Genomic DNA, 12,059 nt, shown 5'->3' on the forward strand with positions numbered 1-12,059 from the left:
CTCGTGGTCCGCACCGGCCTCCACGTGACCGTAGTCGGTGCCGCCGTCGTACCCGTGGTCGCCGCTGTCGCCGCTGTCCCACTCGCTCATTGCATCCCCCAGCTCGCTGATGTCCGTGTTGCCTTGCTGTCACCCAAGACGTTAGGCGTTCTCGGAAAGCATTGAATCCCCGAAACGTGCCACCGCCCAGCACAGTGCCAGGTAGGCGACAGTCCCAGCCCGGGGCGGGCGCTCCGGGCGCGCCGGATTACGCTGTCGGCCGTGATCGGGCCTCTGGCAGTCGCCGTGTACGTGCTGTCGCTCGCCCTCGCCGCCTGGGCGTTCGCCGAGTTCTTCCGGCACCGCGAGCCGACCCGCCCGCTGTTCCAGGGGCTGGGCGTCGTCGGGCTGCTCGTGCTGGCGCAGGTCGTCGCGCTCGGCATCGGGCTCGCCCGCGGGCAAGGCCCCGAGGAGGGCGGCGAGGTCGTCACCCTCGTCGGGTACATGCTGACGGCGGTGCTCCTGCCGCCCGCCGGCGCCGTCCTCGCCAGGATGGAGCCGACCCGCTGGGGTTCCCTGCTCATCGGCAGCGCCGCCGTCATCGTGCCGGTGCTCATCCTGCGACTCGGACAGATCTGGAATGGCTGAGGACACCATCCACAAGGGGCCCGGCCGGGTCCTCGTCGCGATCTACGGCGTGTTCGCGCTCGCCGCGTCCGCCCGCGCGAGCGTGCAGATCGCGACGAAGTTCGGCGACGCGCCCCTCGCGTACACGCTGTCGGCGCTCGCCGCGGCCGTCTACATCGTCGCGACCGTCGCCCTGGCCCGCGGCGCCCGCCGGGTCGCGCTCGCCGCCTGCGGGTTCGAGCTGCTCGGCGTCCTCACCGTCGGCACGCTCAGCGTGGTGGACGGCGCGGCGTTCCCGGACGCCACCGTCTGGTCCGACTACGGCCAGGGGTACGGCTACGTCCCGCTCGTCCTGCCGATCGTCGGCCTGTGGTGGCTGTTGCGGGCGAAAGCGGGCAAACCAGCCGCATGAACGTCACCGGAAGTCGCGGGACGCCGACCGGATCGGCAGGCTCAGCGCCGCCAGGTGGTCGGCCCGCAGGTTGAGCACGCCCTCGACCTTCTCGAGGACACCGCGGACGACCATGGCGTTCGCGGTCCGGGCGACTCTCCGGTACCGCTGCCAGAGCCCCGGCGTGCAGGTGACGTTGAGCATCCCCGTCTCGTCCTCCAGGTTGATGAACGTGACCCCGGCCGCGGTCGCGGGGCGTTGGCGGTGCGTGACGATCCCGCCGACGGAGACCCTGCGCCCGTGCTCGACGGTGTGCAGCCGCTCCACGCAGAGCGCGCCGATCCGGTCGAGGTAGTCGCGCGCGAACTGCGCCGGGTGCGCGTCCGGCGCCAGGCCGGTCGCCCACACGTCGGCGATCATGCGTTCCACGGCGTCCATCCCGGGCAGCATCGGCGCCTCGAGGCCGCCGGTCGTGCCGGGCAGCCGCCCTTCCGTCTCCCGCGCGGCCGCGCCCGCCGCCCACAGCGCCTCCCGCCGGCTGAGCCCGAGCCCGGCGAACGCGTCCGCGGTGGCGAGGGCCTCCAGGTGCGGGGTGGTGAGCCCGGCCCGCCGGGCGAGGTCGCTCATCGACGTGAACGGCCCGCCGCCGGCGCGCTCCGCCTCGATCCGCTCGGCGACGGCGGTGCCGAGGGACCGGACCGCGGACAGCCCGAGCCGCACGACCGGCCCGCCCCGCCCCCAGCCGGCGGGCCCGTCCGCGGGAACCTCCGACGGCAGGGGCGGCTCCAGGGTGGCCTGGGCGTCGCTGAGGTTGACGTCGGGGCGGCGGACGGTGACGCCGTGCCGGCGGGCGTCGTCGACGAGCGACTGCGGCGAGTAGAACCCCATCGGCTGCGCGTTGAGCAGCGCCGCGCAGAACGCCGCGGGGTGGTAGCGCTTCAGCCAGGCGCTCGCGTACACGAGATAGGCGAAGCTCATCGCGTGGCTTTCCGGGAAACCGTAGTTCGCGAACGCCGACAGCTTGTCGAAAAGCTCATCGGCGAGCGGGCCGGCGATCCCGTTGCGGGCCATTCCTTCGTACAGCCGCTGACGGATGCGACGCATGCGCTCCATCGACCGTTTCGACCCCATGGCGCGACGCAGCTCGTCGGATTCGGCGGGGGTGAACCCGGCGACGTCGATCGCCATCTGCATCAGCTGTTCCTGGAAGAGCGGCACGCCGAGGGTCTTGCGCAGCGACGGTTCCAGCAGCGGATGCGGATAGGTGACTTTCTCCTGTTTGTTCTTGCGGCGGATGTACGGATGGACCGACCCGCCCTGGATCGGGCCGGGGCGGATCAGCGCGACCTCGACGACCAGGTCGTAGAACTCGCGGGGTTTGAGCCGTGGCAGGGTCGCCATCTGCGCGCGGCTCTCCACCTGGAACACCCCGACGGAGTCGGCCCGGCACAGCATGTCGTAGACCTCGGGGTCGTCCAGCGGCATGAGGGAGATGTCGAGCTCGCCGCCGATCATCTCGAACGCGTAGCGCAGCGCCGACAGCATGCCGAGGCCGAGCAGGTCGAACTTGACGAGCCCGGCGGCCGCGCAGTCGTCCTTGTCCCATTGCAGGACGGTGCGGCCCTCCATCCTCGCGTGTTCGACGGGGCACACCTCGATGACGGGGCGGTCGCAGATGACCATGCCGCCGGAGTGGATGCCGAGGTGCCGTGGGAAGGTCTGCAGCTCGTTGGCGTAGTCGAGGACCGGCGGCGGGATGTCGTCGACGTCGGCGGTGCTCACGTCGCCCCACCGTTCGACCTGCCGGCTCCACGCGTCCTGCTGCCCCGGCGAGTGCCCGAACGCTTTCGCCATGTCCCGGACCGCGGATTTCGGCCGGTACGAGATGACGTTCGCGACCTGGGCGGTGTAGTGCCGGCCGTACTTCTCGTACACGTGCTGGATGACTTTTTCCCGCTGATCGGACTCGATGTCGATGTCGATGTCGGGTGGCCCGTCGCGTTCCGGGGAAAGGAACCGTTCGAACAGCAGCCCCCATTTGACGGCGTCGACGTTGGTGATGCCGAGCGCGAAACAGACCGCCGAGTTCGCCGCGGATCCGCGGCCCTGGCAGTAGATGTTGTTCTCCTTGCAGAACGTGACGATGTCGTACACGACGAGGAAGTAGCCGGGGAAGTTCAGCTCTTCGATCAGGGCCAGCTCGTGTTCCAGCTGCGCGTGCGCTTTCGCGTTGCCGCGGTAGCGGTCGGCGGCTTTCGTCATCGTCAGGTGCCGCAGCCAGTCCATCTCCGACATGCCGGGCCGCGGCACCGGGTAGTCCGGCAGCCTCGGCGCGACGAGCTGCAGGTCGAACGCGAGCTCCCGCCCGTACGCGGCGGCCCTGGCGACGGCGCCGGGCCAGGCCGCGAACCGGGCCGCCATCTCCGCGCCGCCGCGCAGGTGGGCGGTGCCTGCGGCGGGCAGCCAGCCGTCGATGTCGTCGAGGCTGCGCCGGGCGCGGACGGCGGCGAGCGCGGTCGCCAGCCGGCGGCGGCCCGGGGTCGCGTAGTGGACGTTGTTCGTCGCGACCGTCGGCAGGTTCCTCGCGGCGGCGAGGTCGGCGAGGGCGTCGTTGCGTTCGTCGTCGTCCGGTCCGCCGTGCGACGTCAGCTCCACCGCCACCGATTCGGGGCCGAACAGGCTTTTCAGGCGGTCCAGCTCCTGCGCCGCCTTTTCGGGGCCGTGTTCCAGCAGCGCCGCGGGGACGTGCCCCTTGCGGCAGCCGGTGAGGACCAGCGCGTGGTCGCGGAGGGCCGCCGCGGTCTCCTCCAGGTCGTAGACCGGCCGGCCCTTCTCGCCGCCGCGGAAGTGGGCCTCGCTGATGGTGCGGGCGAGCCGCGCGTACCCCTGCGGGCCGCGCGCCAGGACGAGCAGGTGCCGGCCGAGCGGGTCGGGTTCGCCGTTCTGCGGGCCGGGCAGCCCCAGCGACAGCTCCGCGCCGAACACGGTCCGGATATCGAGCTCCCTGGCCGCCTCCGCGAACCGGACGACGCCGTAGAAGCCGTCGTGGTCGGTGATCGCGACGGCTTCCAGGCCGAGGCGGGCCGCGGTCTCGGCGAGCTCCTCGGGGTGGCTGGCCCCGTCGAGGAAGCTGAAGTTGGTGTGGCAGTGCAGCTCGGCGTACGGGACCGCGTCGGTGGGCCGTTGCAGCGGGGGCGCCGTGTACGCCTCGCGTTTGCGGGTCCACGCCGGGGAGTCCCCGCCGTCGCCGTCGTCGGCGGCGAGGACGTCGGGGTGGTATTCACCCTTCCTGCCCGTCAGTCTCCGTTCGAACTCCCGCCAGGGGATGTCGGGGTTGCTGAATCCCATCAGTCGTAGAGTCCTTCCACCCGCCAGGCGCCGTCCTCGAGGACGGCCAGGACCGCCCGCTCGTCGGCGAGCCGGAGCTGGAACCGGACGCGGCGGCTGGCGCCCTCGTCGTCCCACCAGCGTTCGTCGACCGGCCACGGCCCGGCCCACGCGATCACCTGCTGCGGTTCCCCGCCCATCTGGATGTGCGCCGGGGCGCCGCTGAGCTCCAGGCGGCCGCTGACCCGCACCGGCTGCCCGTCCTTGTCGGTGACGGCGGCGGGCGGCGGCTCCCGGTACACGGTCGCCGGCGACGGTGACGGCAGCCGCCCCGGCCACGGCGCGTCGGTGCCCCGCGCGACCCGTTCGTCGCCGAACGCCACGAGCCGGATCCGGCTGCTGTCGGCGCGCCCGCCGTCGAGGACCGCGGTGAGGACCGCGTCGGGGCCGAGGAGCCCCTGGACGCGGGTGAGGGCCCGGTGGGCGCGGTCGCGTTCGTCGCCGGCCTCGCCCCACAGCCCCGGCTGGAGCCCGAGGTGCTCCAGCACCCCTTCGGGGACGAGCCGCAGCCGCGCGATCCCCCCGGTCGGGGTGTGCCTGCTCTTGAGCCAGCCGTCGAGCTGCCAGCGGACCCGGTCGGCGATCGCGTTGACGCTCAGCAGCCCGTCGTGCCGCCACGTGCGCAGCAGTTCCTGTCCCGTGACGGTGACCGCCTCGATCCCGAGCCGCGTGCAGGCGAGCCCGTGCCGCTGGAGCCCCTCGTGCAGCCGCTCGGCGAGGCCCCGGGCCGCGAACGCGGCGGCGTCGACCCGCTCGACCGGCTCGTCGAACGTCTCCGTCACGTCCAGGTCCGGCGGCGGCTGCCGGGGCGCGAGCGGCCGCTCGTCCCGCCCGCCGGCGAGCCGGTGCGCGAGCGCCGCGTCGAACCCGAACCGCGCCAGCACGTCCGGCCCCGGCAGCGCCGCGAACTCCTTGAGCGTGTGGATCCCGAGTCGCCGCAGCAGGTCGGCCAGCTGCGGCCGGCCGAGCGCGCTGATGCTCAGGTCCGCGAGGAACCCCGGCGTCTCCCCCGGCGGCACGAGCACCCCGGCCCGCGCGGCCAGCCCCGCCGCGAACGTCCCCTCGGCGACCCCGACCTGTGCCTCCACGTCGCACCGCTGCGCGATCTGCTCCACGAGCCGCTCGGCCGCCTGGGCCTCACCTCCGTAGAACCGCGCGGGTCCCCTGGCCGCGAGCGCGCACGCCCCCGGCCGCAGCGTCTCCACCCCCGGCGCGACCTCCTCGACCGCCGCGAGCACCGGCTCGAACGCCCGCATGTCCCGCCCCGGATCGTGCTCCAGCACGATCAGGTGCGGGCACCGCCCCTGCGCCTCCCGTTTCCGCAGCCCCCGCCGTACCCCTTCCTCCCGCGCCGCGGGCGACGTGGCCAGGACCCTGTTCGCGTGCAGCACCGCCACCGGTTGCTCCGCCGGGTACCCGTCCACGATCTCCGCCGCCACCACCGGCCAGTCGGGGCACCAGATCACCATCGTCCGCGCCGCCTGCTCCGCCTGTGCCATGTCAGCCGACCCTTCGCAGGCCGGCGGCGGGGGCGGTGCGCGGCATCTTCGCGTCGCGGACGGGCGGCAGCGGCCCTTCCAGCGCCGGCAGCCACAGCGTCACCTCGCGCGCGGCGCTCGCCGCTCCCCGGCCGCGGGCCTGGATCGTCAGCTCCCGGCAGCGCAGCCGCCCCCGCCCTTCGCCGAGCCCGCCCCAGCTCTGCTGGACCGGCGCCACCGTCACGTCCGCGCCGGCCCACACCCCGGCCGGCATGAGCACGCTGCCCCGCTGCCTGGCCCGCGCCGCCAGCCGCCCCGCCACCGCCGGCGCGACCGCCCCCGGCACCGCCGCCACCACGATGTCCACCCCGTCCAGCAACGCGGCGACGATGCTCGCCCACTCGGCTCCCGGGTCCGGCACCAGCGCCAGCCGCTCCAGCACCACCCCCATCTCCGCCGCCGCCACCGGATTCAGCGACGGCATCCCCACCACCGCACACCACGACCCGGCCCGGCTCGCCGCCGCCAGCAACGCCAGCAGCACCGACGACGTCTGCACCGCGATCGTCGCCCCCCGCCGCAGCCCGCCACCCGGCAGTAACGCCCGCAGCCCCGCCAGCACCGGCAGCACCTTCCCGCTCCCGACCCCCGCCTCCGCCGCGTGCTCACTGGCCGGACGCACCACCCCCGCCCCGACCAGCCCGGCCAACCCCCGCCCATTCCCCGCCGCGCGCTCACCCGCCGCCCCGCCCAGCCCCCGCCCGCTCCCCGCCGCGTGCGCACCGGCCGGCCCCCGCTCGCTCCCCATGGCGTGCTCGCCGGCTGGACGCACCACACACGCCCCGACCAGCCCGGCCGCCTCCCCGTCCCCGCGCCGCTCCCCGACCACCCGCAGCTGCCCGACCGACCCGCCACCCCGCGCCTCGGGAGCCACCTCGACCGCGGCGTCGACGTCGGCCGCTTCGACCAGACCCCGCCCGCTCCCGGTGGCGTGCTCACCAGCGGGCCGCGCCGCCCCCGCCCCGGTCAGCCCCCGCCCGTCCCCGGCGGCGTGCCCGCTCGCCGGACGCACCACACCCGCTCTGATCAGCCCGGCCAGCTTCCGCCCGGCTTCCTCCCCGTCGCCGCGCCGCTCTCCGACCACCCGCAGCTGCCCGGCCGACCCGCCACCCCGCGCCTCGCGGACGCCATGGGCGCCCTGCGCCTCCGGAGCTGTCTCGACCGCGGCGTCGGCGTCGGGGGCGGGGACGGGCTGCAGCCCCCGCCGGAGGGCAGCGTCGCTCGCGCCCGCAGCCCCGTTCACGACGTCGCCATCGACGCGTGCGTCATAGGACCCGGCGGCCGCCGAAGCCGACGTGCCAGCCACGGCACCTGCTCCCCCACTGTCGAACCGTTCTCCCCCGTCGCGCCCGGCCCACCGCTCCGGCGCCCCTGACACGACGCTGTCCCCACTGCCTGCCAGCCCCTGACCCGGGCCGGCCCCACGACCCGCTGTCCCAGGTCAGCGCACCCGCCGCGGCACAGATGTCACGCGATACATCGCCACCCTCCGGAAGATCGCGGAGCGCCATTCCACGCCTGCGCTCAGCGCCGACCCGGCACCGCGACCGGCACGACCCGGACAGGCGGCCCGCTCACCTTGTCCACCGCCACCCAGTCCACCGGTCGCACCATGATCGAAGGCCAGATCCGGCGACGCCGGCAGCCAGATTCCTCCTTCGATCAAGCCGGTCCCGCAACGCTCGTCGTCCCAGCCGATCCGGCATCCGAGCCCCCTCGCCGTCCCGACCGGCGGCGCTACGGCCCGACCGGACGCACACCCCGGCAAGGCCACAGCCCCGAACCCGCCCCCGCAACCACGGCACGGACCCCAGCCCGAACGCGAACCAGACCTCGAACCCGAACCCGGGCCAGACCGCCGCCGACCGGCAACCGGCCGCGACCGGGCACGATCGCGCGGCACAGTGGCGGACCGGACCATGCCGGGCCCGGGCAACAGGGGCCCCGGGCACCACGACGGCGGACGCGACCGACCCGGCGACCCGGCACCCGCGGCATGGACGCCGAGCGTCGAGACCTGCGGCCCGCGGACCGAACGCCGCAGCTCAAAGGAGTCGTGGTTCAAGGCTTCACCGGGTTCTTCGACGCCGTGCCGAGCCGCCTCCACTTCAGAACCGGCTGGGCATGGGCGTACCGAGGCCATCCGTGGCCAGTTGCAAAGGAAACGACGAAGGCGGGCGATCACCCACCGGAAACCCCACCTACCGAACAGCCCAACCGTCCCGGCCGATCAGCCCCGCCCGGCCAGCCTCTTCACTCCGGTCGATCCTGAGCAACCCGGTCAGCCCAAGTGATCCAGGCGGTCCAGGTGGACCCAGGCGGTCGAAGCTGATCGGCAGGTCCAGGCGGTCCGGCGGTCCGGCCGTCCAGGCGATCCAGGCGGTCGAAGCTGATCGGCGGGTCCAAGCGGCCCGGGTGATCCGGGCCGTCCCGGCGGTCCAGCGGTCCGGCGGTCCAGGCGGTCGAAGCTGATCGGCGGGTCCAAGCTGATCGGCCGGTCCAAGCGGCCCGGGTGATCCGGGCCGTCCCGGCGGTCGAAGCGGGCCGACCGGCCTCGGCGGGCTGATCGGTCTCGGCGGAGCGACTGGTCCCGGCGGTCCGGGTGGTCCGGCTGGTCCCGCCGGACCGGCTGATCCGCCGAGACCGGACAGGCCGGGCAGGCCGGACGGTGGGCCGAGCGGTGGCTGCCTGGTCCGGCGGTGCTGTCCTGGCACGGCCGCGGGTCAGCTGGCGAGGCCCTCGAGCCTGGGCTGATACGAGAAGCCGAGGCCGACCTCGATCACGGCGATGAACTGCTCCGCGGAGCGCATGAGGTCGTCGGCCTCCCGGGCGGTGACCACCCGCGGGATGCCCGCCTCCGCGGCGGAGCGCTTGCTGGCGCCGGCGGCGAAATAGGCCGCCCAGTCGCTCAGCTCGGGCGCGACGAGCACCAGCAGCGACCACACGCTCGTCACCTTGCTGCGGCGGCCCGGCGCGGCGGGCACGGCCCTAGCGGCGAGGACGGCGGCGGCGGCGCGGAGCGCGGCGAGGTGGGCGGTGGCATAACGCATGCCGTCGGTGCGGATCTCCGCCGCCTCTTCGAGGCCTCGGCGGGCGAGGGTCAACAGCTCCCGCGGCGTGCGGTGGGGAAGCGCGTGCGCGGGAACCGGAAGCTGCTGCCGGGACGCACCACCAGCCGCGCCGGTGACCGGAGCGGTGGCCGGAGCGGTCGGGAATCGACTGACGTTGGACGGCTGGGTCGAACGGTTCGCCGGCATGGTCTCTCCCTCTGTGGTGCGTCGGTGGGTCCCGCTCTGGGTCCCTGTGGTGCGTGCGGGCCGCCGCTGGGGGAGTAGCGGTGACACGCGGGTCGTGCGGACGTGACGGTCGAACGGCGCGACCCCGCCGGCCGGGCGTGGAGCTTCCCCACACCACCCCCGACCGGCGGGCCGGCTGGGTCGCTGCCCGCCGCCCGGGGGTCGTGGGCGGCGAGCAGCGACCCCACCTGAGGCCAGACCCGCGAAAATCCGGCCTCCGCGGTGTCGCGGACCGCGCTCGGGAAGAACGCCGCGAATCGTCTTCCCGAAGCAGTTCGAACACTCGTTCGACTGAGATAAGACTACACCCGGGTGCCGGGAAAGTCGCCACGACGCGGGCAGATTTTTCGAACATCCGTTCGCACGATCACTCGTGCAGGTGACTGCGCTGGCCGTCGTGGTCGAAGACGCAGAGGATCTCCGCCGGCCCGTCGTGGGCGCCGAACGCGTGCGGCGTCATGGTGGAGAACGCGGCCGCCTGACCCGGCTCGACCAGGATGGTCCGCTCCCCCAGCCGCAGCACGACGGTCCCCGACAGCACGGTGAACCAGTCCTTGCCCGGATGCACCCGCAGCTCCTCCGGCACCGGCCGTGTGATGCGCATCTTGGCCACGGAGACGCCGTGCGGCCCCGGCTCCCGGGTCATCATCCAGGTGGTCACGCCGTGCGCCTCGTCGCGCCGGGGGCGGATCACCACGTCCTCGTCGTCGACGGACTCCACGAGCTGGTCGAGCGTGGTCCCGAGCGCGCGGGCGATCGGGGCGAGCTGGTCCAGGGCGATCCGCCGGTGACCCGTCTCGATCCGGCTCAGCGTGGAGGGGCTCAGGTAGCAGCGCGAGGCCAGGTCGTCGAGTGACCAGCCCTTGGCCACCCGCAGCCCGCGGATCCGCTTGCGAACGAGGCCGTCGAGCTCACCGTCTTGCGTCATACGCAAGATTGTATGCCGCGACAGCAAAGCGCGGCTATGGTCGAGCCATGCCCCAGAACCACACCCACAGCCACGCACACAGCCACGCACACGGCCACGCCCACCACCAGGCACACGCCCACGCCCATCAGCACGACCACCAGGACCTCGCCGACATCCTCGACCTCGACGCCGAGGTGCTGCACGACCACCTCACCGAGGTCATGGCCTGGGTCCACGAGCAGACCGGCGACGTCGCGACCGTGCTCGACCTGGGGGCCGGGACCGGCGCCGGCACCCTCGCGCTGGCCCGCCGCTTCCCCGGCGCGACGGTCACCGCCGTCGACGTGTCGCCGCAGATGCTGCAGCACCTGCGGCACAAGGCCAACGCCGCGGGGCTCGCCGACCGGGTCCGCACCGTGGAGGCCGACCTCGACGGCGCCGGCAGTACGGGCGCTGACGGTACAAAGGCCGCGGCTGCCGACCTGGTGTGGGCGGCCAACTCGCTGCACCACCTGGCCGACCCCGTCGCCAGCCTGGCCCGCATCCGCGGCGCGATCCGCCCCGGCGGCCACCTCGTGGCGTTCGAGATGGACGCGTTCCCCCGGTTCCTGCCCGGCGACGAGCTCGAGACCCGCTGCCACGAGGCCGTCACCGCGATGCGCGCCGGCGACATGCCGCACCTCGGCGCCGACTGGGGCCCGCTGCTGCGCGCCGCCGGGTTCACCGTCCAGGCGCAGCGCCGCTTCGAGATCGACCTGGAGCCGCCGCTGCCGGAGGCCACCGGCCGCTACGCGCAGACGTCCCTGCGCCGCCTCCGTCAAGGGCTCGAAGGGAAGCTGAGCCCCGAGGACCTGACCGCGCTGGAGGCGCTGGCGGAGGTCGTACCGACGCGGCCGGACCTCACCGTGCGGGCACGGCGAACCGCCTGGATCGCCACACCGTAAGGGGCATCATCCCCACCCGCACCTGACCTGTATCTTCTGCGGGTGACCCACCAGCCAAGGCCCGCCACCGGCGTCGCGATGGTCCTCGCCGGCAGCTTCCTGTTCGCCGTCAACGGCACCGTCGCCAAGCTCGCCGCCGGCACCGGCATCGACGCGCCGCAGCTCACGACGCTGCGGGCCGGCGGCGCGGCGCTGGGGCTGTTCGCGCTCGCGCTGGCGTTCCGGCCGTCCCGGCTGCGGATCACCGGACGGGAGATGCCGATCCTCGTCGCGTACGGGCTGGCCGGCTTCTTCTTCGTCCCCATGCTCTATTTCGTCGGGATCGGCCGTCTTCCGGTCGGGATCAGCCTGCTCTTCGAATACACCGCGCCGGTACTGGTGGCGCTGTGGGCCCGCTTCGTCCAGGGACACCGGGTCCGCCCCCGGCTGTGGGTGGGCCTCGCCGCCAGCCTCGGCGGGCTCGCCTGCGTCGCGGAGATCTGGGGCGAGCTGCGCCTCGACGCGGTCGGGGTCGCCGCCGCGCTCGCCGCCGCCGTCCTGCTCGCCGTCTACTACCTGCTCAGCGCCCGCGGCGTCGCCAGCAGGGACACGCTGTCGCTGACCGCGTACGCGTTCGCGGTGTCGGCGCTCGCCGGCTCGGTGGTCCGGCCGTGGTGGGACTTCGACTTCGCCCGCACCACGGTCACCACCCACGGCGTGCCCGTGTGGCTGCTGCTGATCTACATCGTCGTCGGCGGGTCGATCGCGCCGTACCTGCTGCTCGCCGGCGCCATGCGGCACCTGCCGCCGACGAGCGTCGGCATCATCGGCATGTCGGAGCCGGTGATCGCCACCATCGTGGCCTGGCTGGTCCTGCACGAGCACCTGAACGCGGCGCAGATCTGCGGCGGCGTCCTGATCCTCGCCGGGGTCGCGCTCGCCGAGACCGCCCGCGTCCAGACGAAGGCGGAGCAGCGCCGCCCCGAAACTGTCGGTGCCCCGAACTAG

Annotated in this window: 9 protein-coding genes and 1 pseudogene; 5 read left to right on the forward strand and 5 right to left on the reverse strand. The window is 74.0% G+C overall.

Annotated elements, in window-relative coordinates; all coding sequences use genetic code 11:
- Positions 1-261 precede the first annotated feature (261 nt).
- Entirely contained in the window at positions 262-627 is a 366-nt protein-coding gene (locus AB0I21_RS51230; protein WP_360572345.1) for a hypothetical protein, read from the forward strand.
- Positions 620-1,018, forward strand: coding sequence for a hypothetical protein (locus AB0I21_RS51235; RefSeq protein ID WP_344506332.1), 399 nt, complete (start codon positions 620-622; stop codon positions 1,016-1,018). Before AB0I21_RS51230 ends, AB0I21_RS51235 begins: the two co-directional genes overlap by 8 nt.
- Positions 1,019-1,021: 3 nt before the next feature.
- Here the strand turns inward: AB0I21_RS51235 and AB0I21_RS51240 are convergent, their stop codons facing one another.
- From AB0I21_RS51240 to AB0I21_RS51255, 4 genes and pseudogenes are all read right to left on the reverse strand, one after another.
- Positions 1,022-4,345: an error-prone DNA polymerase gene (locus AB0I21_RS51240; protein ID WP_360572347.1), complete on the reverse strand. Its 3,324-nt coding sequence runs from the start codon at positions 4,343-4,345 to the stop codon at positions 1,022-1,024.
- Positions 4,345-5,883, reverse strand: coding sequence for a DNA polymerase Y family protein (locus AB0I21_RS51245; protein WP_360572349.1), 1,539 nt, complete (start codon positions 5,881-5,883; stop codon positions 4,345-4,347). The genes AB0I21_RS51240 and AB0I21_RS51245 overlap by 1 nt, the downstream gene beginning before the upstream one ends.
- A gap of 85 nt (positions 5,884-5,968) precedes the next feature.
- A pseudogene (locus AB0I21_RS51250) lies at positions 5,969-6,547 on the reverse strand (hypothetical protein); the annotation flags it as partial.
- 2,098 nt (positions 6,548-8,645) lie between these two features.
- Complete coding sequence (locus AB0I21_RS51255; RefSeq protein ID WP_360572351.1) at positions 8,646-9,179, reverse strand: SAV_6107 family HEPN domain-containing protein; 534 nt, start codon at positions 9,177-9,179, stop codon at positions 8,646-8,648.
- A 102-nt stretch (positions 9,180-9,281) separates the two neighbouring features.
- Between AB0I21_RS51255 and AB0I21_RS51260 the strand changes: the two genes are divergently transcribed.
- On the forward strand, positions 9,282-9,410 hold the full coding sequence (locus AB0I21_RS51260; protein ID WP_360572353.1) for a hypothetical protein: 129 nt from the start codon (positions 9,282-9,284) through the stop codon (positions 9,408-9,410).
- 175 nt (positions 9,411-9,585) lie between these two features.
- Here the strand turns inward: AB0I21_RS51260 and AB0I21_RS51265 are convergent, their stop codons facing one another.
- On the reverse strand, positions 9,586-10,146 hold the full coding sequence (locus AB0I21_RS51265; RefSeq protein WP_344506327.1) for an XRE family transcriptional regulator: 561 nt from the start codon (positions 10,144-10,146) through the stop codon (positions 9,586-9,588).
- A gap of 47 nt (positions 10,147-10,193) precedes the next feature.
- Here AB0I21_RS51265 and AB0I21_RS51270 point away from each other — a divergent pair, with 47 nt between their 5' ends.
- Both AB0I21_RS51270 and AB0I21_RS51275 read left to right on the forward strand, forming a co-directional pair.
- On the forward strand, positions 10,194-11,072 hold the full coding sequence (locus AB0I21_RS51270) for a class I SAM-dependent methyltransferase (protein WP_360572355.1): 879 nt from the start codon (positions 10,194-10,196) through the stop codon (positions 11,070-11,072).
- A 42-nt stretch (positions 11,073-11,114) separates the two neighbouring features.
- A complete protein-coding gene (locus tag AB0I21_RS51275) occupies positions 11,115-12,059 on the forward strand; it encodes an EamA family transporter (protein ID WP_360572357.1) in 945 nt (314 codons plus the stop codon).

The sequence above is a fragment of the Dactylosporangium sp. NPDC050588 genome (assembly GCF_040654975.1).
In the GTDB taxonomy this organism is placed as follows: Bacteria; Actinomycetota; Actinomycetes; order Mycobacteriales; family Micromonosporaceae; genus Dactylosporangium; species Dactylosporangium maewongense.

What these genes read in the sequence shown, in the direction of transcription:
- AB0I21_RS51270 (WP_360572355.1), top strand. Translation starts at nt 10,194, where the DNA reads ATGCCCCAGAACCACACCCACAGCCACGCACACAGCCACGCACACGGC.
- AB0I21_RS51255 (WP_360572351.1), bottom strand. Translation starts at nt 9,179, where the DNA reads ATGCCGGCGAACCGTTCGACCCAGCCGTCCAACGTCAGTCGATTCCCG.
- AB0I21_RS51265 (WP_344506327.1), bottom strand. Translation starts at nt 10,146, where the DNA reads ATGACGCAAGACGGTGAGCTCGACGGCCTCGTTCGCAAGCGGATCCGC.
- AB0I21_RS51245 (WP_360572349.1), bottom strand. Translation starts at nt 5,883, where the DNA reads ATGGCACAGGCGGAGCAGGCGGCGCGGACGATGGTGATCTGGTGCCCC.
- AB0I21_RS51240 (WP_360572347.1), bottom strand. Translation starts at nt 4,345, where the DNA reads ATGGGATTCAGCAACCCCGACATCCCCTGGCGGGAGTTCGAACGGAGA.
- AB0I21_RS51235 (WP_344506332.1), top strand. Translation starts at nt 620, where the DNA reads ATGGCTGAGGACACCATCCACAAGGGGCCCGGCCGGGTCCTCGTCGCG.